A 21,379-nucleotide genomic window follows, 5' to 3' on the forward strand; every position below is an offset into this window, starting at 1 on the left:
TATACGCCCGGCCTTAAATGAAAAACCACCCGAAGGTGGTTTTGGTGTTTCTTAGTGGCGCGGGGAAATCAGCCCCAACTGGTGACGCCGTTTTTTACCCTTAAGTTAGGAGTTCTACTGGTAGGGCTTTATTCAATCTTTATATTGTTGTCTTTGATGAATTTTTGCCAAAAAATAAGGTCTGCTGCAAATACTTTCTTAAATTTCTCGGGATCTAACGCTGTCACATCTAGGCCCTCGTCATTCAGTCTTGCTTTTAAATCGGGACTTGCTAAAGCTCTACTAATTGATTGATAAAGCTTATCAACAATAGGTTTTGGTGTGCTTGGTGGAGCAAAGAATCCAAACCAGCTTATCAAATCATATCCTGGCAGTACCTCACTAATGCTCGGCACGGATGGCAAGGCCGGATTTCGCGTGGTGCTAGAAACGCCCAGAGGTATAAGAGTTTTATTCTTAATTTGCTGCATGAAAGATGGGACAGTGCCAAATGAAAGGTCGATCTGGCCGCCAATTAAATCCGTAGTGGAGCTTCCGCTACCCTTGTAATTGACCATTGTTAACTCTACGCCACTGGATTTCTCAAATAAAACAGCGGCTAAATGTGGCAATTGACCGACCCCTGAATTCCCAATGCTGACCTTGCCCGGATAAGCCTTTGCATACGTAATCAGTTCATTTAAATTTTTGAACGGGGCTTTAGTACTTGACACTAAAAGCAGCGGGGAGCCTACTAATTGCATTACCGGGGTTAGTTTTGCCGTATCGTAAGGAAGCTTGAATAGCCAAGGATTAACTGTAATTGCACGATTGGTCATCAGAATCGTATAACCATCTGGCGCAGACTTAGCCATTACATCCGTACCGATAATGCTTGAGGCTCCAGGCTTATTTTCCACAAGCACGGAAACTCCCAAATCTCCCGCCATCTTCTCTGCTAACAACCTTGTAATAACATCTGAGCCACCGCCAGGCGAAAAAGGCACGATGATTTTTATGGGCTTGGAAGGAAAAACCGAAGCCGATAAATTCAGCGCTGTAAATATTAAGAAAAAACCGAGTGCCAGCTGACGCAAGTAATTTCGATTGCTCATAATTTCTTCCAAATAAAACATTGGTAAATTTCACGTCAATTTAATGCACATGAAACTTTATTAAAGATTTTTTCACTTCAACAAGATACTGAATTGCGCTAATTTTGCGTCTATCACCCCAAAATATGCATCGCTTCGACCAACAATATCATATGCGGTGCTATGAGGCTATTTAGAGCCTTATGCCTACCCGTTAGAGTTGCTTCATTACTAAAGCACAGGAAAGAAAAACCGTCCGAAGGTAGTTTTGGTGTTTCATGGTAGCAAGGGGTATCAAGCCGCCGGCTGAACGAACCTCAATATGCCACTCCACTCTCAGGCCCAACTGATAAAACACTATGTGTGCTGCAGAACATTTCTTGTGAAATAAAACCTTTAAAGTGCATTAAGGGATGGTCAAGCAGACATTAGAGGAAACGATAAGTGAGAAGTTTTTCTGCTTTCCAACTTGCAGCTAGCAATCGTCAAATCTCCATTCCCCACACATCCTCGGCCGCTCTTGGCGAATGGGCATCGAATGAAAACTACCGCCTATTGTCTCGTGAGTGTTACCGGGTACTTCTCGCCATGAAGATGAAAGGAGCCCACAATCTTATTGTCATCAATTTTGCCTATTAAGTTAAAGGGCCCACATCCAATTGACTGAAGCTCAGGACTTACCGTGCTGGTTAGGTAGATCTTATCCCCCTCAATATATGACCCGTCAATAGATCTTAAATGCAGGCAGGGCACACTTTTAGTCTTTATAAACTGAACGGAACCTTTTAAATTGGCTTTATCTGAAGCATCAAAAGTGTAGATAAGGCCAACCTCTTTGCCTCCATCATATTCTGCGAGGCCAGCATACTCATCGGCACAACAAAAGGTGGCAAATAAGAGGAGAGGTAGGACAGCAAGCTTTTTAAGATTCATGACTTTTTGTTTGCGAGTATGCGGATGATTCTAAATACTTTTATCAACTTTTAGTCATTTAATACGATATTGACCGACATGGGGGCGTCTCTTTAAAGGACGCTTCATGCTGAGGATATTGAAGACTCATGGCGCCCACCTCTGCAAAGCCTTAAAAGAAAATAGCCCAACAAGTGGGCTATTGAGATTCTTGGTGGCCCGGGGCGGAATCGAACCACCGACACAAGGATTTTCAATCCTCTGCTCTACCGACTGAGCTACCAGGCCAAGACTTGGAATTATAAATGAAACCGCACCTTGGCCCTCTAATTACCAAAAACCGCATGTTCTCCGCTAGAAACCATCTGATTTCTGGCTTGTGGCGCTATGGGCCATGAAATCAATCAACAGTGATCTTTGCTTTTTCTACCACCTTGGCCCAGCGAACTTGCTCTGATCTAATAAAGGCTCCAAATTGAGTTGGCGTATCTCCGACCAATACTGCGCCATCCTCAAGCATCCTCTTCGAGTCTTCCTTGGACTTTAAGCCTTTGGCAATTTCTTTTTGAAGCTTGTCGATAATTGCTTGTGGTGTTCCTGCTGGAACAATAATTCCATACCACTGCGAGGTTTCAAAACCTTTATAGCCAGACTCTGACAATGTTGGAACTTTAGGCAAGACTTTTGAACGCTCCGCAGAACCAACAGCCAACGGATTCAAAGTGCCGCCCTTAATTTGCCCAATCAATGATGGCAGCCCATTAAACGTAGCTTGAATTTGTCCGCCAATCAAATCGGTCAACATGGGGCCAGATCCTTTATATGGCACATGAACTAAATCAATTCCAGCTTCGGCAGAAAAATATTCCATCGCCAAATGTCCGGCGCTTCCATTGCCGGCCGAACCATAATTAATTTTTCCAGGATTCTTTTTGGCATCGATCACTAAATCAGCAAGCGTCTTATACGGGCTCTTTTCACTTACAGCAATCACATTAGGCACTTTTGCTACTAGCGTGACGGGAGCAAAATCTTTATTAGGGTCGTAAGGTAGTTTTTTACCGAATAGGGCTGGATTAACTGCCAGCGTTCCAACGTGACCAAGCATTAAGGTGTAGCCGTCTGGATTGGCTCTCTTAGCCTCTTCCATTGCGATATTGCCTGCACCACCTGGTTTGTTTTCAACATAAACAGATTGCCCTAAGCTAGTACTAAGGCTATTGGCCACAGACCTGGCAACGATCTCAGAGGTGCCGCCGGTTGCAAATGGAACGATCAAGCGAATCGAGCGATCTGGGTAGGCCGCAAATGTCATTTGCGAAACCGCCAAGACGGATAAAGCTACAAAAAATTTAAACACATTAAGCCCTTCTAGTTTGTACTAACTGCCCCATACTTATTGGCTAGATTTAGTTTTGTGAGATACGCGCCATTAAAAAATAGTCGCTTAGCTTTCGCCTTTATTGCGAGAGGTATCAATCCCCAATGCTTTAAGTTTGCGATACAAGTGTGTGCGCTCTAAACCGGTGTACTCTGAAATTTTTGTCATGCTACCGCCCATGATCTGCATTTGGTGCTCGAAGTATGCTTTCTCAAAAAGATCTCTTGCTTCTCTTAATGGCAGATCAAAATATGTTTTTGCAATACCACTGATGTATTCGCCCTCAGCGGGAGCGGGGGCTGATTCGGCAACGACTTGCTTTGGTGTTGTTGCTGAGCTTATGCTGGACTGAACGGCACGTTCTTGCTCTGGCTCGACATATTTAGGCGAGCTTTCAAGGGCCTTACTAACTGTCTTGAGAAGCTTTTGCAAAGCAATCGGCTTTTCTAAAAAGTTAAGAGCGCCAATACGGGTTGCCTCAACAGCAGTATCAATCGTTGCATGACCAGACATCATGACTACCGGCATTGTGAGCTGGCCGGTGTTAGACCATTCTTTTAATAACGTAATGCCATCGGTATCGGGCATCCAAATATCTAGCAAGACTAGATCGGGTCGCATTTGTTCACGAATAGTGCGCGCCTGAATTGCGCTCTCTGCAGCGTATACGGTATGGCCTTCATCCGTCAGAATCTCATTGAGAAGCTCACGAATTCCCATCTCGTCATCAACAACCAAAATACTAGCCATGCTTAGGCTGCCTCTTTTGCTAGATTCATAAACAATATTGATACTTGCGCACCAACCACTTCTTCACCCTGCATACGGTTTCGGATTTCAATCTTTGCAGCGTGATCGTCAATTATTTTCTTCACGACCGCCAAACCCAATCCCGTGCCCTTGCTCTTTGTTGTTACATACGGCTCAAAGGCTCTTGCCAATATCTTAGCTGGAAATCCAACTCCGCAATCACTTATTGTTAATCGAACTGCGTTTTGAACTACTCCATTGTGCTCACCATAAGGCACTAACTCTGTTTTTACCTCTACTGGACTTGCAGGATTAGGGCCCTCAAGGGTGGCATCCTGAGCATTTTGTAACAAGTTATGAATAACTTGCCTTAACTGCGTAGGGTCGCCCATGATTGCTGGGCAACCTGGATCCAGCTTCGTTTTTAGCGGGCTTCCCTCATAAAGACCCAAAATTTCAGAGGTAAGCGTATTAATCGACACTGACTTTAATTGCGGTGTCGGCGTCTTAGCAAAATCCCTAAAATCATTCACCATTTCTTTCATGGCCTGCACCTGGCCAATAATGGTTTCAGTGCTGCGATTCATCATCTCTTCTTGTTCGGGGCTCAACTTGCCAGCAAGCTTATGTTGCAATCTTTCCGCCGAGAGCTGAATTGGCGTTAAGGGGTTCTTAATTTCATGGGCAAGGCGTCTCGCAACCTCACTCCATGCAATCGATCTTTGTGCGCTCACTACGTCAGTAATATCATCAAAAACAACCATACGCAGGTCACCAGTAAGCTGAGTACCGCGCACAAATAAAGTTACGCCCAATTCATTCTCAAATTCATTCGTGCTATGTAATTGAATTTGTTTTTGCCACACCGGCGCGTTATTTTGCGCAGGTTTTTCAACTCCACCCTCATCAAGCACCGCAAGCTTCATAGTTGCAAAGCCCTCTCTAATGGCCCCCTCGAATTCCTGCAAAGCAGGATTACTGCTCAGGGGCTTGCCATCAAGCTGAGTAAGGTCTTGTTTAAAGATTCTGTCTGCACCCGCATTGCTGGAAACAACGTTGTAATTTTTATCAAAAATACATACGCCTGCAGTAAGGTTTCCTAATACACGCTCTAAGAACGCTTTGGACTCTTGTAAAGAAGTGCGGGTGTCAGCCAACTGCCTGGTCATGACATTAAATTGCCGCGTCAGCATGCCTAGCTCATCACCAGTGTCGAGCTCAGGCTTGGGCGACAAGTCTCCCTGGGCAACTGCTTGTGTGCCCCTTAGAAGCATTAAAAGAGGGCGGGCAAGCTGCCTGCCCAACATCAGAGCCAAAGTAATTGCCACAAATACTGCAAAGAATAGGGTGAGCGTTAATGTACCCACAAACATCTTACGAAGACCAGTGCGCCCCAAGGCCTTCTCTTGATATTCGCTATAAGCAGATTCCACTGCAAAGATATTCTTAGCCAATGGGGTTGGGATATAGCGCACCAACTGCAAGAAATATTTATCTTCTACATCTTTGCCAGAATCTAATTTGCTATTGATGGGCTTTTTCCGAATAATCGGGACAATGGCTCTAATTCGATAGCCGCGCTGTCCACCATCCATCTCAATTTGATCCAGAAAGGTAAGCCCTTTCTTCTTAAATGCTTCTGCAATGACATCAGCGCTCGGCGCAGGGAAGTATTTTTTTGGCTTTACCTCGCTAGTTAAGATCAAATTACGCTGCATATTAAAGAGGCTGACCTCCTGAATGCCAAATTGATTGCGAATTTTCATAACATTGGCGGCAACCTGCTCAGACGTCGTGCCCGAAGGAATTTGCACAATCTGTTCGGCAATGAAGTTTCCCTCGCCCAAAATTTCTTCTTGGGCCACCCGCAAAGTAACGCGCCCCAGCTCTAGGCCAGAATTCAACGCCGTCTCTACTTTGACGTCAAACCATGTCTCAATGCTGCGCGACACAAACTGCAGTGAAACACCATACAAAATTAAGCCCGGAACAATTCCAACCAAAGCAAAAATCATTGCTAGCTTTGCAATCAAACGGGTACCAAAGTGTCCTCGATACCATCGGACAGCAATAACGGCCACCAAAATCAGAATGACTAAAGTTAAGCAAATTCCAATCACCACATTGGCCGCGTATAGCCAAATAAAGTAGTTATCAAAAAATTCTGTGTTGGATGAGGCAATTGCCAGCAGGACCAAAAGCAGTAAAGCGAACGCGCCGATTAAGCCGATCGTAATTGGTACTACTTTTTTGCCCCAAGCTTTTGATGCAAAAAAGTCTGAGCTCAGCAGAGTTGCCATAGATCTCATCGCTTAATTAGGTTGGGGCCATTTGAGGTAAATGGAAAGCGATACCAGTCACTGGAAACATTCCAATCACGGTTATTCAAGGCGTTTACTTGAAATGGCTTGGGCAGCTTACTAAGGTCCAAGGTCATACGCATGCTTGCTGTATAAGATTTGCTAGAGTCTAGTTGAGAGCCATCTATCACACGCCATCCACCGACACTGCCAACTGCCTGCAATGCCTCAGCAATAGTTTTAGCGGAAAAGGTAAAGCCTTCTGAAGCTATTCGATACTGCTGTGTCAGCGGCTGATAAGACAAACGTGTTTGCCTTTGTACCAGCGCGGATTTTTCATCAAACCAATACCAACGAGATCGAATTAAGTCGAAATCAGTTTGAAAATATAAGACCACACCTCTTTGTACTGCGTCTTCTAATCCTGGAGATAATTCAATCTGGAAGGTAGCGTTCAGAAGCCAGTCGTTATCCACCTTCTCCAACTCAAAGGATTTGATCTTGATACCTTCTGCGCTAACGGTAGTGGAGAGCACTCCCAAAACCATCAAGGACAAAAAAAGGAATTGTTTAATTCTTCGGCTCATGGCCCATTTTTCTTAAACAAAGCATAGTAAAAACCGTCATTTAGTTCGCCAGGCAAAATCTGGCCTGGAGCGTCTAATCGTAACGCATCGGGGTGTTGATCAGCAAACCAAATTGCCTGCCCATCGCCCTCCTCGGGGAATATTGAGCAGGTAACGTACAAAAGCGTACCTCCTGCTTTGAGCATCTTCCACGCTTGGTTCAAAATCGAACGCTGTCTTTCCTGAAGGGCTTTGATATCCGCCTCTCGCCTGAGAAATGGGATGTCAGGATGACGAGACACGATTCCCGAAGCCGAACAAGGTGCATCGAGCAGAATCTTGTCAAACAGAACGCCATCCCACCATGCAGCTTTTGAGGCATCGCCACGCAACACTCGAACCTTGTCAGAATGCAAGCGAAGACGATCTAGGTTGCCCCCAATTTTGCCTATTCGCTCACCATCTAATTCCAAAGCCCGCATTGAACAATCCGCCAGCTCTAATAGGTGCGCTGTTTTTCCACCGGGAGCAGCACAAGCATCGAGCACTAACTCGCCCTCCTGAGGATTTAACAAAACCGCTGCCAGCTGTGCACCCGCATCTTGCACAGATACGGCGCCACTGTAAAAACCAGGCAGATCAGATACCGGCACCGCCTCTGGAAGTAAAAGGGCAGAAGGCAATTGAATGCCTGCCAATGCCTCTATTGGTTTAGATGAAATTCCAGCCTCAGACAATAAAGCTTGATATTGCTCGCGCGTATATTGCTTTTGGTTTACGCGCAGAATCAACGGAGCACGCTTGGCCTGCTGAAACAAAATAGATTGCCACGCCTTCGAGTAATTGCGCTTCAAATTTGCTCGCCACCAAGCGGGCACATACATTGGAATTGGATCAGGTGGAAAGCGTTTCTCACCTTCTGGTGGCTGAACTAGGAGGCTTACCTTACGCAGGACTGCATTCACCAAACCCTTGGCATACATGGTTGGGTCATATTCACCGCAAGCCTTTACCGACTGATCAACAATCGTGTGCGCTGGATAACCCTTGCTCTCGCTTGTCTCTTGCAAAAACAAGGCAATTGCAACGCTTAACAAATGATCAACCTCAGGAGGCGGAGTCTTTGGAATAAATTGCTTTATCAATTCATGAGAACGCACCCATTTACGTAGAGCATCAAAACTAAGGCTCTGCACAATTGGGCGTTCATGAGGCTCTAGTTGATCTAAAACTTCTGTGAGTGATCTCCCATCCATGACCTCGCTAATTGCTTGTGCAGCAATCGTAATTGCTTCAGAAAGCGGGAGGCTGCGTGGTGTTTTTTGATCAGTCAAATTAATTTACTCCGGGATATGTCCCGTTTTTAGCCATACTCATTAAGCGTGCCACCCGCTCTTCAGTAGGCGGGTGGGTTGAAAAAAGCTGTGCAAGACCGCCAGCACTCAAAGGGTTAAGAATCATCATCTGCGCTGTTTCAGGATGCTGTTCAACCGCTTGGAACGGAATGCCTTGAGCGTAGTTATGAATTTTTTCCAATGCATGCGCAAGCGCTTCTGGATCAGAACTAATTTCTGCGCCGCCACGATCGGCCTCGTATTCTCTTGCGCGAGAGATACTCATCTGAATCAAGCTTGCTGCAATGGGGGCCAAGATTGCAACCATTAAGCTGGCAATTGGATTATTGGGCCTGCCTTCAGAATCCCGCCCACCAAAGAACATAGCGAAGTTTGCCAATGCCGAAATAGCTCCGGCCATGGTGGCGGCAACAGTCGAAATCAAAATATCCCGATGACGAACATGAGCAAGCTCATGGGCCATCACGCCACGCAATTCACGATTGGAGAGAATTTTTAGAATGCCAGTTGTTGCAGCAACAGAAGCATTCTCTGGGTTTCGCCCAGTTGCAAAAGCATTGGGTGCATCCTCGTTAATCAAAAATACCTTGGGCATTGGCAAGCCAGCTTTATCTGCCAACTCTTTCACTACGCCGTAAAACTGGGGCGCAGATCTCTCGTCAACTTGCTGCGCATTAGTCATTTTCAACACCATGGTGTCAGAAAACCAATAGCTGAAAAAGTTCATACCAACTGCCATCAGCAAGGCCATCAACATGCCTTGCTCGCCGCCTAGCATGCCGCCAACAACAATAAAGAGGGCAGTAATTGCTGCCATCAAAACAGCAGTCTTTGCAAAATTAAACATTCCTACTCCTTTGCTTGAAAGCGCAACAATTTTTCACCAACGCCTATCGAATGCAGACATGCTTTGGCATCTATTTTTTTACCACCAGGTTTTTGCATTTCCAAAACCTCAAGAACCCCTTCGCCACACTGAATATATGCGCCGCTAGCACTAAAACCAAGGATGTCGCCTGGGTTGCCAACAGAACTAGTAGCTTGCACAGCTGCTGGCCTTGAGTTCCAAAGCTTGATTGCCTGCCCATCGAGATGGCTAGCTGCCCCCGGAAACGGGTTAAAGGCACGAATGCGTCGATCAATTTCTTGAGCGCTTAATGACCAGTCAATTTCTGCTTCGGTCTTCAGTATTTTTTCAGCGTAAGTAATGCCTGTGTTTACTTGTGGCGCCCGAGCCAAAGATTTCCCTTGTTGCAAGTCATTTAAAACATCAACAATTGATTTTGCGCCAAGCTGCGCCAATCGATCATGCAAACTCGTACTAGTCTCATCGCTAGTCATATCAAGATCAGCAACTAAAAGGGTGTCTCCAGTATCTAAGCCCGCATCCATTTGCATAATGCAAACACCCGTCTTGGCATCACCCGCTTCAATCGCTCGCTGGATCGGTGCTGCACCTCGCCAACGAGGCAACAATGAGGCATGAATATTGAAGCTGCCGTGTCTATCCGTTCTCTCGCTAATATCTAAAATTTCTTGGGGCAAGATCAACCCATAAGCAACCACTACCATGGCATCAAACTGGATAGAGGATAAAAGCTCGTAAGCCGCCTGTGCCTGGGCTTGTTTTTGTGGGTCAATACTGTTGCGTCTCAATGTCTCGGGCTGAAGCACCGGAATATTGTGTTTTAAGGCGAACTCTTTAACAGGGCTAGCTTGCAGGTGCATTCCCCTGCCGGCGCGACGATCGGGCTGGGTTAAAGCTAAAACGATTTCATGTCCAGCGTCATAGATTGCGCGCATCGCTTGCGCAGCAAACTCAGGGGTTCCAGCAAAGACGATTTTCATTGGTGCGCTTAGCGCTGACCTACTAATTCTTTAGCGCGCTTCTTCATTTTTTGTGAGATACGAGTTCGCTTGAGAATAGATAAATACTCAACAAACACTTTTCCTTGCAAATGATCTAACTCATGTTGCAAGCACACTGCCAACAAGCCATCAGCATCAATCTCAAATTCTTTGCCATCGATATCTAAGGCCTTCACACGAATCTGTGCGGGTCTTTCAACCTCGTCATAAAACTCTGGAACAGATAAACAACCCTCGCGCCAAGATTTGGTTTCAGAGCTTGCCCAAATAATTTCTGGGTTAATAAAAACCATCAATTCGTTTTGTTCATCAGATACATCAATCACCACAATGCGCTCATGAACATCCACCTGTGTTGCCGCTAGGCCAACGCCGGGTGCTTCATACATTGTGTCCGCCATGTCGGCAACAATTTTTTTAATACGGGCATCGACCTGCGCCACAGGTTTAGCAACCTTGTGCAAGCGTGGGTCTGGGTAGCAAAGGACGGTTAATAAAGCCATATAAGAATTATCCAACAGAGCTATCAGTCTGTCCTGATTGTTGCAATTCCCCTAAAGAACAAAATTGGATTATGCAAATATCGCGCGCGTTAAACCCCTTTACTCGAATCGATCACGGCAGCCCCCTTTACCCACCTCGACTCTATGATCTATATGACCCCCCTGAGTCACTCTATATAGATGGTGATATCAGCCTTCTGAAAATGCCGATGATCGCCATCGTGGGCTCTAGAAGCGCTAGCCTGGAGGGCCTAAAGAACGCAGCCCTCTTTGCTCAAGCATTATCAAACGCAGGCGCTCTGATCCTTTCTGGCCTAGCAAAGGGGGTCGACAGTGCCGCCCACCAGGCAACGATTAAGCTGGGGCCTAGGCACCGAACTGCGGCGGTATTAGGTACGGGCATAGACCTTGTCTACCCTCGCCAAAATATCCCCCTATCCCAGGCGATTAGTCGGCAAGGCCTATTGGTATCCGAGCTCCCTTTAGGGGTAGGGCCCCAAGCGCGCCATTTTCCAAGGCGAAATCGGATTATTGCGGCCCTAGCACTTGGCGTAGTGGTGATAGAGGCGGCCGAAAGGTCAGGCTCACTGATTACGGCTCGCTTAGCCGCAGACCTTGGAAGAGAGGTCTTTGCTCTTCCGGGCTCCATTCATAGTGCCAATTCTGCTGGCTGCCACCGATTGATCCAACAAGGGGCAAAGCTGGCTTTTAAGCCCGATGATGTCCTTGAGGAGCTGCATTTTTAACTAAAACCTGTATTTAAGGGGCTTAAAAGGAGGTTTTGTTCAAAAACTTGGGGTTTTAACCGGGCGAAAACAAGTCAAAAATAGGGGTTTTTGGACTTTTTCTAATTTATCGGTTAATAATAAAAAAGGGGTATGCAATTGGCCAAGCCCGATTTTGGTTTAAATTGGCCATCCGTTTTACCCAAAAAACATCATTTCTAGCTCAAATTTAGGCAAAACGCGTGGCAACTAAAGCAACTACCAAAAAAAGCATCTCGAAGACTGCCGCCGGGGACCATCCCAAGGCGCTCATCATTGCGGAAAAGCCTTCTGTTGCCAATGACATTGCAAAGGCTTTGGGCGGCTTTACGAAATACGAAGATTATTTTGAGAGCGATGAATTTCTAATTTCTTCTGCGGTTGGCCATTTATTAGAAATTGCCGCCCCCGAAGAATTTGACGTTAAGCGCGGCAAATGGTCCTTCGCAAATTTGCCAGTAGTGCCTCCTTATTTTGATTTGCGCCCAATTGCCAAAACAGAATCACGTCTCAAGGTTTTGCAAAAACTGATTAAGCGTAAAGATGTCACTGCACTGATTAATGCTTGTGACGCGGGGCGAGAAGGTGAATTGATTTTCCGCTTGATTGCACAACATGCAAAAGCATCGCAATCGATTAAACGTTTATGGCTGCAATCGATGACCCCGGCCGCCATTCGCGAGGGATTTACGAACTTACGCACAGATGAAGATATGAAACCACTCGCTGATGCGGCTCGCTGCCGCTCTGAAGCGGACTGGTTGGTCGGCATCAATGGCACGCGTGCCATGACGGCATTTAATAGTAAGAGCGGTGGTTTCTTCTTAACAACTGTAGGTCGTGTACAGACCCCAACACTATCTATTGTCGTGGAGCGTGAAGAGCTCATTCGCAAGTTCATCTCCAAAGACTATTGGGAGGTGAAGGCTGAATTTATCGCTGCAGCCGGCATCTATGAAGGCCGTTGGTTCGATCCGAAGTTTAAGAAAGATGTTGCTGAACCTGATGCTCGCGAGAATCGCTTATGGAGCGAGGCAGCAGCACAAAGCATTGTGGCTGCATGTCGCGGCAAAAAAGCCAATGTCTCTGAAGAAGCCAAGCCTGCAACACAACTTGCCCCCCAATTGTTTGATTTAACAAGCTTGCAACGCGAAGCAAATGCACGCTTTGGTTTCTCTGCAAAAAATACATTGGGTCTTGCACAAGCCTTATATGAGCGCCACAAAGTATTAACGTATCCGCGTACTGATGCAAAAGCACTGCCAGAGGACTACCTCGATACTGTTAAGCAGACCATGGAGAATCTTGCTGAGAATTCGCAAGACTATCGTGCTTTTGCTAAGCAAATTCTCAAGGGCGACCCAAAAGATCCAAAAGCTAAAGCAGGCTACGGTTGGGTCAAGCCAAACAAACGCATTTTTGATAACTCAAAAATTTCTGATCACTTTGCGATCATTCCAACATTAGAAACGCCTAAGAGCTTAAGCGAGCCTGAGGCTAAGCTATATGACTTAGTCGTACGTCGTTTCTTGGCGGTGTTTTATCCTGCTGCAGAATTCCGCGTTACCACTCGCATTACCGAGGTATCTGGACACCACTTCAAGACTGAAGGGCGAGTCCTTGTAAATCCAGGCTGGTTAACGGTTTATGGCAAATCTAATCAGGCAGATGATGAGCTAGTTGCAGTTCAAGAGGGCGAGTCGGTACAAACGGAATCTATTGCTGCCGTGCCTTTAAAAACAAAGCCGCCTGCACGCTATACAGAAGCAACTTTGCTCTCCGCAATGGAGAGCGCCGGCAAATGGGTTGATGACGATGAAATGCGTGAAGCTATGGCTGAAAAAGGCTTAGGCACGCCAGCAACACGCGCTGCCATCATCGAAGGCTTGCTCGCAGAAAAATACATGGTGCGTGAAGCGCGCGAGCTGATACCAACAGCAAAAGCTTTTCAGTTAATGACTTTGCTCCGCGGTCTAGATGTTGAAGAATTAACGCGTCCTGACTTAACTGGTAGTTGGGAAAATAAGCTATCGCTTATCGAGCAAGGCAAGATGAATCGCGATACGTTTATGCAAGAAATTGCACAAATGACTCAACGCATCGTCAAGCGTGCCAAAGAATATGACAGCGATACCATTCCAGGCGATTACGCCACGATGACCACGCCGTGCCCACACTGTAAGGGTCCTGTTAAAGAAAACTATCGCCGTTTTGCCTGTGAGAAGTGTGGCTTTACGATCAGTAAAACACCGGGTGGACGTGCATTTGAATACCCTGAAGTAGAAGAGTTGTTGCGCGAGAAAACGATCGGACCACTACAAGGATTCCGCAGCAAAATGGGGCGCCCATTCGCTGCCATTATTAAGTTAAGCGAAATTCCAGAAGACGATAAAGATTATCCAAACGCTGGCTTCAAACTCGAATTTGATTTTGGTAATACACAAGATGATGAAACTGAAGCGGTAGATTTTACAGGTCGACAAGCGCTGGGCGTTTGTCCAAAGTGCTCTGGCGCAGTGTATGAAGATGGCATGCGTTATGTGTGCGAAAACAATACCGGCCCTAGTAAATCATGTGATTTCAAAACCGGAAAAGTGGTGTTGCAACAAGAAGTTTCAGCCGAACAAGTTCAAAAATTATTAAAAGAAGGTAAGACTGATCTTCTAACCAACTTTAAGTCGAACCGCACTGGGCGTGGCTTTAAAGCCTATTTGGCTTTGGATTCCGCAGGCAAAATTGGTTTTGAATTTGAGGCCAAAGCTCCTAAGGCTGAAGGCGCGGCTCCGGCGAAGAAGCGGGCTGGCGCTAGTGCGGCGACCAAGTCAGCAGCAAAGCCAAAGCGCGCAAGCAAAGCAAAATCATCTTCTAGTAGCTGAGCGGTAATTAGCTTGGCCGCTAGGGCGGACCATAAAATTCCTCTCGAGCCCAGGGCTGTAGCGAGAAATATTCCTGGGCGCTGAGTGAGCGCGCCAATGATTGGCAAACGATCTCCGGCAACACAGCGAACACCAACAAATTCTCCAGTCTTTATTAATGCACGAAGATCGCCTTCTGGATAATTCACTAAACCTCTCGCTTGCTCGCGATTGAAATCATCGCTTGCTTCTCTTGGAGTGAGATCGTCTTCACCCTCATCAAAACTCGAACCTACAATCCATTCATAGCTGCCGTCTTCAAGCCGCTTGGCAGGCAGACAATACCCATCACCGGTGATGCCAACCCGGGGCAACTTTTTAACCCAAGCATCTCCTTCGTTCACCTTGAAAATGCTGAGCTGGCCCCTTACTGGCCTTAAAGGCAAACGAATGCCAACACTAGCCATTAATGGCTTGGCCTCTATGGCACAAGCAACAATAACTTTGTTTGCAGTAATGATGGGTTGGTTTGAGGCATCCAATAAACACCACTGACTCTCACGCTCTTCTAAGCGTGCAACCCGCACACTCCAAAGACAAGTCAGGCCCTCGCGATCTTGTAGCAACTGCGTACTTGCTTCGAACAAATTTAAGCCGGCGCCTCGCGGCAACCAAACGCCGCTTTGCTCAATTCCACAAATCTTATTAGCCTCTTGTGCATCCATAGCAATGGCCATATCTTGATCAAGATTCAAAGAATGGAGATGCCCAGTCGTTTCAGAGCGATCAAACGTTTTGTCTTTTTTGCTTGGCTGAAATATTCCATGTTGCCCCCAAATATCTTTCCAGCGGGCTTCTGCAAGCAAGAATGCTATGCGCGTTAGTCGCAATAAACGAGGGGATCCCTTGCCAATATGTGGATGTGCAATGGCATAAGCATGACTTGAGCAAGCTGTGGCTGGGGATGCGGCGGCATCAACAATGCAAACTGCTTTGCCACGCTCGAGCAACTCATTTGCAATGGTTGCTCCGCAAATGCCTGCCCCAATCACCACTATTTCATGGTGTTGGGGTTTGGTCATTTAAATAAATCTAGATAGATATCGGTGTTGCTGAAAGCTTAAGCGTTCAAGCGTTTTTCAATTTTGGTGCGCATCTCTGCTAATTCCTTAGGCAGGCGCTCACCAAGGTGCTCAAACAACTCTGTATGCAGCTTGAGTTCGTTTTTCCAGTCATCTACCTTAGCGGTAATCACTTTCTCAAACTTCTCAAGCGAGAAGTCTAAGCCCTTCCAGTTCATATCACCGTGCTCTGGTGAAATACCAAATACAGTTTCAACGCCTTTTGCAGTGCCGTCTGCACGGCCCAAGATCCATGCCAGAACGCGCATGTTTTCACCGTATCCAGGCCAAACAAACTTGCCGTCGTCGCCTTTGCGGAACCAGTTCACGCAATAGATCTTAGGCAATACAGCGCCCTCGGCTTCAAGCTTCTTGCCAATATTGAGCCAATGCTGGAAGTAGTCGCTCATGTTGTAACCAGCAAATGCAATCATTGCAAATGGATCACGACGAACAACACCAACTTGACCTGTAATAGCAGCAGTGGTTTCAGAACCCATAGTTGCGGCCATGTAAACACCCTCTACCCAATCACGCGCTTCGCTAACGAGGGGCACAGTCGTTGAACGACGACCGCCGAATAAGAATGCATCGATTGGAACGCCTTCTGGGTCATCCCACTTAGGATCAACAGCCGGGTTATTTGTGGCTGCCATTGTGAAGCGAGAATTTGCATGAGCGGCTTTACGACCTGCAGCACCATCAGCCGGAGTCCAGTCCTTACCTTGCCAGTCGATCAAATGCGCTGGCGGTGTATCTGTCAAACCTTCCCACCAAACATCACCATCATCAGTCAAGCCGACGTTTGTAAAGATCACATCTTCATTTAATGAGTCGATGCAATTTGGATTTGTTTGGCGGTTTGTTCCAGGAGCAACGCCGAAGTAACCAGACTCAGGGTTAATCGCAAACAAACGGGTTTTACCTGTAACAGGGTCCTTACGCGGCTTAATCCATGCAATATCGTCACCAATGGTTGTTACCTTCCAGCCGTCAAATCCTGCTGGTGGAATCATCATTGAGAAATTGGTTTTGCCACAAGCCGATGGGAACGCTGCAGCTACGTGGTATTTTTTTCCCTCAGGTGATGTAACACCCAAGATCAACATATGCTCTGCGAGCCATCCTTGCTCACGTCCCATATTGGAAGCAATGCGTAAGGCAAAACATTTTTTACCTAACAATGCATTGCCGCCGTAACCAGAGCCAAATGACCAAATTTCACGAGTTTCTGGGTAGTGAACAATATATTTGGTTTTGTTGTTTGGCCAAGCCATATCCTTTTCGCCCGGGGTCAAAGGCTTGCCAACTGTGTGAACGCACGGAACAAATTCACCATCTGCGCCCAACTGATCAATTACCGCTCTGCCCATGCGGGTCATGAGGCGCATGTTGATCGCTACGTAAGGGCTGTCAGACAACTCAACGCCAATGTGTGCAATCGGTGAACCGATCGGGCCCATAGAAAACGGTACGACGTACATCGTTCTGCCGCGCATGGAACCATCGAACAATGGCTGTAGAGTGGCACGCATTTCTTTTGGTTCAACCCAATTATTAGTTGGGCCAGCATCTTCTTGTTTGGCAGAGCAGATATATGTGCGATCTTCTACGCGCGCAACGTCATCTGGATCGGATAAAGCCAAGAATGAGTTTTTACGCTTTGCTGGATTGAGGCGCTTAAATACACCTGCTTTAACCAACAATTCACAAAGTTCATCGTACTCAGCTTGCGAACCATCACACCAACGAATCGCATCAGGCTTTGTGAGAGCGGCAACTTCGCCAACCCACTCAATTAAACGCTTGTTTTTTACGTAAGCCGGCGCATTTACATTGATTTGGCCGCTGGTAGTTGAAGTCATATATTTCCCTATGAAGATTAAATATTTAATCCGACAATTTTAACATTTTGGGTGAATTTTTACCCCTGGGCCCACACAGCACAAACCCTTTACTTGCCAATACAGAATTGACTGAAGATTTTGCCCAAAAGATCGTCTGGAAGCAGTTTTCCAGTAATTTCACCAAGATGCCTTTGAGCTAAAGAAAGCTCTTCGGCGAATAATTCTAGTGAATTGTTGCCATTTGCGGCGAATTGTTCTGATTTTTCAATATGTTCGGCAGCTCGCTCTATGCAATCTAAATGCCTTCTACGAGCCAAAATTGCGCCCTCTTGAGGGCCATCCCAACCTACGAGCTCCAGAATCTTCTGTTTTAGCTGCTCTATTCCAGCGCCCGTTTTAGCAGAAATCAATAAGGCTTCGCCAGGGACTGTTTTTGATGGCTCTTGGAGCAAATCCGCCTTATTCACGAGCTCAAGGACGGCACATTTAGGGGGCAATTCTTTCAAAATCCGGGTTTTTAGGTCATCCTGCTGGGGGTCTGACTGGGCATCAGTTAGAAAAATCACCAAATCGGCCAGGCGGATCGAATCCCAAGAACGCTCAATACCTTTTGCCTCTACGACATCTGTTGTATCACGCAGGCCTGCCGTGTCAATGATATGCATTGGTACGCCGTCAATCGTGATGCTTTCTTTGACCCGATCTCGGGTGGTTCCCGCAATAGGGGTAACAATAGCCACCTCTTCGCCAGCCAAGCGATTAAGCAAAGAGCTTTTTCCAACGTTCGGCGCACCAGCCAGCACCAGCTGAATGCCATCGCGCAAAATTTTTCCCTGTTTGGCGCCAGCACGTAAGTCTTGTAATTTTTCTTTGACAGCAGCTAAACGCTGGCGTGCCTGAGCATTTTCCAAAAACTCAATCTCTTCTTCAGGAAAATCTAAAGTCGACTCAACCAATATCCTTAGCTGGGTGATTTCTTCTATCAAATTGTTGATGTCATCAGAAAAAGCGCCCTGCAAAGAACGGGCTGCGCCACGGACTGCAGCCTCACTTTGCGCATCGATTAAATCTGCGATTGCCTCGGCCTGGGTCAAATCAATCTTGTTGTTTAAGTAAGCCCGCAGAGTGAACTCACCCGGCTCAGCAATAACAAGACCCTCACCCTTCCCCAATTGGAGACAGCGCTTCATTACTAACTCGAGTAGTTGTGGGCCGCCATGACACTGAAGCTCTAAAACATCTTCACCAGTAAATGACGCGGGGCCAACAAAGTAAATTGCAATGAGCTGATCAATAGCCTGGCCATGCTCATCACATAGCGTTAAAAGATTCGCCTGTCTTGGGGAAAGTTTTTTTTGAAATAGGGCGCTCGCAAGAGGGCTCAAATTTTGTCCGCTGATACGTATTACGCCCACGCCGGCCCTGCCTGGCGCAGTTGCGACAGCAATGATGGGCAGCTTTCTTGTCATCATTGCTATCTTCTTATTGCAAGCTTTTATGCGGCACGCAAATTACTTAGCGGGCTTTTTTCCAAACATTTGATTAATCTGCCACTGCTGTGCAATTGACAATAGATTGTTTACCACCCAGTACAAAACCAAGCCGGCAGGGAAAAAGAAGAACATGACCGAGAAAACAATCGGCATATACATCATGACTTTTGCCTGAATTGGGTCCGGTGGTGTTGGGTTCAACTTAGTTTGTACAAACATCGAAACAGCCATGATGACCGGCAAAATGTAATACGGGTCTGGCACTGAGAGGTCGTGAATCCACAAAACCCATGGCGCGCCACGCATTTCAACGGATGACAACAAAACCCAATACAGGGAAATAAATACTGGAATCTGAATGACTACAGGCAAGCAACCGCCCAATGGGTTGATCTTTTCCTTGCGATACATCTCCATCATGGCTTGATTCAGTTTTTGTGGCTCGCCCTTGTACTGCTCTTTCATGGCAACCAAGCGTGGCTGCACTTCCTTCATGCGCGCCATAGATTTGTAGCTAGCGGCAGAAAGGGGGAAGAACACCAACTTAATCAAGATGGTCAATAGAATGATTGACCAACCCCAGTTGCCAACGTAAGAGTGGATGTTATCCAAGAGCCAGAAAATAGGTTTAGCAAGGATAGTTAAATAGCCGTAGTCTTTTAATAACTCAAATCCAGGGGCAATCGTTTCTAAAACACGCTCTTCTTGTGGGCCTACAAATAATTTAGCCTTTTCAACAACTGTAGAGCCAGAAGCCATCACCCCAAGCGGAGTTTGCATACCAATTCGATACAAGTTGTTATCGATTCTGCCCGCATAAATATCGCGCGCAACCTTATCGCCCGGAATCCATGCGCTTGCAAAGTAGTGCTGAACCATTGCAATCCAAGCAGGCTCCCCAGCAGCAACCTGTGTTGGAATGGTGATCTTGTTTTTATCGATTGCTGTGAATTCCAGCTTATTAAATTTTTCTTTATCGGTATAGGCCGCGGGCCCTGTAAAGGTGCTCGCGGAGAAGGCGCCGCCGAAGGGGCCAATTTTTTGCTCTTGCGAAGCATCGCGCACAATTTCTGTGTAAAGAACTAGTGGATTTGGATTGTTACTGCTTTGGGTTACGCGGTGCCCAACATCCACAACATAGCTGCCGGGATTAAGCATGAATGTTTTTTCTAACTTCACGCCGTTGCGCTCGCTAGCAAAAACAGCAAATGGTCTACCAGATCCATCTTTGCCAGACTGAATTAATTTAAATGGACTTGTGTGGTTTGGAAGATCGCTGTTTAAAGAAATCAAACCGGAACGTGCAAAATATTTATGTGTTGGTGTGTATTGAAATAGCTCAACCGGTTTATTTTCTGCGGTTAAGGCTTTCAGCAATTTCGCATCAATAACATTTGCGCCACTTGTGCTGATCTCTAAAACGAGAACATCGTTTTGTAGGGTGAATTTTTCTGCGCCCTCTATTGCGCCACTATTAACAGCTGGCGTGGCCGCTACAACTGGAGCGCCCGATATTTGAGCGGGGACATCAACCTTATTTACTGCCGCAGCCTTGTCGGCTGGCGCTGAAACACTCGCTGGGGCGCCGCCAAACAAGGATGGCTTGCCTTCATGAACCTGCCAATTGTTGTAGAGCATGAGACCCGACATCGAGAATACTGCCCAAAGAATTGTTTTTTTAAAGTCCATTTACGTTCACTTAAGTTAATGTTTTGTATCTTTTAACGCAGGATCATAACCGCCGTGTGACCATGGGTTACAGCGCAAAATGCGCCACACCGTCAGCCTAAAGCTTTTAATGAATCCGTAATGACTAAAGCAGTCACAAGCATATTGCGAACAACTGGGCACATATTTGCAGTGCATACCCAAATACGGGCTTAAGGTTAGTTGATATATTTTTACCAGCCTTATTGCCACAGTATTTAAAACACGCACCTTAAAGCAGCCCCGAAATCTGGGAGCGCAAAGTTTCTTTTTCTTTTTTTCTAAGCCTGCCACGAGTCTCGCGACCAATTGGTTTTTTGAGCTTAACCACGACATCTTTATCCAATGTGTTGGCTTGAGCTGCCCAAACCAATTCGCGGATCATCCGCTTTAGGCGATTTCGATCTACCGCTCTTTTGGCTAACTTTTTTGCTACTGCAACACCCAAGTCGGGCTTAACACCCTCTTGTGTTGATGCAATATACATACCCCAATACAAACTTGTCTTGGGGCGTGCTTTTAGTAATTCAGAAATCCTTGCGCTATTCAATGGCTAAATTAAACAGCCAAACGCTTGCGGCCTTTTGCGCGGCGTGCATTTAAAACTGCGCGTCCACTTTTGGTTTTCATGCGAATGCGGAAGCCATGTGTGCGCTTGCGACGGGTTACTGAGGGTTGGTAAGTTCTTTTCATGTTCGATCCCTGGAAAACCAAGTATTTTCCTTGTTGCAGAGCAAAAGGTCAATCCATCTCGATGAATATGTAGGTGTTTTTCTCTATTTTTTGTTAATTTTCCCTTAAATCATTAATTTAAATAGAGTTTTTCTTATTATTCACAAGTTATCCACAGCTTTTCCACGTTTTTCTTGCTTGTGGATAACTT

18 protein-coding genes, 1 tRNA gene and 1 pseudogene are annotated in these 21,379 nt (G+C 46.3%); 2 read left to right on the forward strand and 18 right to left on the reverse strand.

The features are described from left to right. Positions 1-128: 128 nt before the first annotated feature. From AOC21_RS10005 to def, 11 genes are all read right to left on the reverse strand, one after another. A complete protein-coding gene (locus AOC21_RS10005) occupies positions 129-1,094 on the reverse strand; it encodes a tripartite tricarboxylate transporter substrate binding protein (RefSeq protein WP_215391823.1) in 966 nt (321 codons plus the stop codon). A gap of 531 nt (positions 1,095-1,625) precedes the next feature. Continuing rightward, the gene (locus tag AOC21_RS10010) at positions 1,626-2,006 is read right to left on the reverse strand and encodes a hypothetical protein (protein ID WP_215391824.1); all 381 of its coding nucleotides are present in this window, start codon (positions 2,004-2,006) and stop codon (positions 1,626-1,628) included. 191 nt (positions 2,007-2,197) lie between these two features. Then, positions 2,198-2,273: transfer RNA gene (locus AOC21_RS10015), tRNA-Phe, on the reverse strand. A gap of 112 nt (positions 2,274-2,385) precedes the next feature. Then, positions 2,386-3,345: a tripartite tricarboxylate transporter substrate binding protein gene (locus AOC21_RS10020; RefSeq protein ID WP_215391825.1), complete on the reverse strand. Its 960-nt coding sequence runs from the start codon at positions 3,343-3,345 to the stop codon at positions 2,386-2,388. An 87-nt stretch (positions 3,346-3,432) separates the two neighbouring features. Further along, on the reverse strand, positions 3,433-4,116 hold the full coding sequence (locus AOC21_RS10025; RefSeq protein WP_215391826.1) for a response regulator: 684 nt from the start codon (positions 4,114-4,116) through the stop codon (positions 3,433-3,435). 2 nt (positions 4,117-4,118) lie between these two features. After that, a complete protein-coding gene (locus tag AOC21_RS10030) occupies positions 4,119-6,416 on the reverse strand; it encodes an ATP-binding protein (protein ID WP_251371508.1) in 2,298 nt (765 codons plus the stop codon). 5 nt (positions 6,417-6,421) lie between these two features. Then, positions 6,422-7,003, reverse strand: a complete 582-nt coding sequence (locus tag AOC21_RS10035; RefSeq protein WP_251371509.1) for a DUF4390 domain-containing protein — start codon at positions 7,001-7,003, stop codon at positions 6,422-6,424. After that, the gene (rsmB, locus tag AOC21_RS10040; protein WP_215391828.1) at positions 7,000-8,316 is read right to left on the reverse strand and encodes a 16S rRNA (cytosine(967)-C(5))-methyltransferase RsmB; all 1,317 of its coding nucleotides are present in this window, start codon (positions 8,314-8,316) and stop codon (positions 7,000-7,002) included. Before rsmB ends, AOC21_RS10035 begins: the two co-directional genes overlap by 4 nt. Position 8,317: 1 nt before the next feature. Beyond that, positions 8,318-9,184, reverse strand: coding sequence for a zinc metalloprotease HtpX (gene htpX, locus AOC21_RS10045; RefSeq protein WP_215391829.1), 867 nt, complete (start codon positions 9,182-9,184; stop codon positions 8,318-8,320). 2 nt (positions 9,185-9,186) lie between these two features. After that, positions 9,187-10,185 (reverse strand): methionyl-tRNA formyltransferase, encoded by a 999-nt coding sequence (gene fmt / locus AOC21_RS10050; RefSeq protein ID WP_215391830.1) that lies wholly within the window; start codon positions 10,183-10,185, stop codon positions 9,187-9,189. An 8-nt stretch (positions 10,186-10,193) separates the two neighbouring features. Then, positions 10,194-10,709 carry a peptide deformylase gene (gene def / locus AOC21_RS10055; protein WP_215391831.1) on the reverse strand — a complete coding sequence of 172 codons (516 nt, stop codon included), beginning with the start codon at positions 10,707-10,709 and terminating at the stop codon, positions 10,194-10,196. Between the two features lie 71 nt (positions 10,710-10,780). Between def and dprA the strand changes: the two genes are divergently transcribed. Further along, the gene (dprA, locus tag AOC21_RS10060; protein ID WP_215391832.1) at positions 10,781-11,455 is read left to right on the forward strand and encodes a DNA-processing protein DprA; all 675 of its coding nucleotides are present in this window, start codon (positions 10,781-10,783) and stop codon (positions 11,453-11,455) included. Between the two features lie 221 nt (positions 11,456-11,676). Further along, a complete protein-coding gene (locus AOC21_RS10065; RefSeq protein WP_251371511.1) occupies positions 11,677-14,349 on the forward strand; it encodes a DNA topoisomerase III in 2,673 nt (890 codons plus the stop codon). Here the strand turns inward: AOC21_RS10065 and mnmC are convergent. The 7 genes and pseudogenes from mnmC to rpmH all read right to left on the reverse strand — a co-directional run. After that, positions 14,322-15,410, reverse strand: a pseudogene (gene mnmC, locus AOC21_RS10165) (FAD-dependent 5-carboxymethylaminomethyl-2-thiouridine(34) oxidoreductase MnmC); the annotation flags it as partial. The gene AOC21_RS10065 and the pseudogene mnmC sit on opposite strands and share 28 nt — an antisense overlap. A gap of 38 nt (positions 15,411-15,448) precedes the next feature. Beyond that, on the reverse strand, positions 15,449-17,314 hold the full coding sequence (locus tag AOC21_RS10070; protein ID WP_215391833.1) for a phosphoenolpyruvate carboxykinase (GTP): 1,866 nt from the start codon (positions 17,312-17,314) through the stop codon (positions 15,449-15,451). 89 nt (positions 17,315-17,403) lie between these two features. Further along, entirely contained in the window at positions 17,404-18,765 is a 1,362-nt protein-coding gene (gene mnmE, locus AOC21_RS10075) for a tRNA uridine-5-carboxymethylaminomethyl(34) synthesis GTPase MnmE (RefSeq protein WP_215392819.1), read from the reverse strand. A gap of 42 nt (positions 18,766-18,807) precedes the next feature. Further along, entirely contained in the window at positions 18,808-20,478 is a 1,671-nt protein-coding gene (gene yidC / locus AOC21_RS10080) for a membrane protein insertase YidC (protein WP_215391834.1), read from the reverse strand. A 15-nt stretch (positions 20,479-20,493) separates the two neighbouring features. Further along, positions 20,494-20,832 (reverse strand): membrane protein insertion efficiency factor YidD, encoded by a 339-nt coding sequence (yidD, locus tag AOC21_RS10175; RefSeq protein WP_256437820.1) that lies wholly within the window; start codon positions 20,830-20,832, stop codon positions 20,494-20,496. Continuing rightward, positions 20,729-20,983, reverse strand: a complete 255-nt coding sequence (gene rnpA / locus AOC21_RS10090) for a ribonuclease P protein component (RefSeq protein WP_251371513.1) — start codon at positions 20,981-20,983, stop codon at positions 20,729-20,731. The genes yidD and rnpA overlap by 104 nt, the downstream gene beginning before the upstream one ends. A 71-nt stretch (positions 20,984-21,054) precedes the next feature. Further along, the gene (rpmH, locus tag AOC21_RS10095; RefSeq protein WP_011903922.1) at positions 21,055-21,189 is read right to left on the reverse strand and encodes a 50S ribosomal protein L34; all 135 of its coding nucleotides are present in this window, start codon (positions 21,187-21,189) and stop codon (positions 21,055-21,057) included. Positions 21,190-21,379 lie beyond the last annotated feature (190 nt).

Origin of the sequence: Polynucleobacter sp. VK25, from assembly GCF_018687355.1 — a bacterium.
GTDB lineage: Bacteria > Pseudomonadota > Gammaproteobacteria > Burkholderiales > Burkholderiaceae > Polynucleobacter.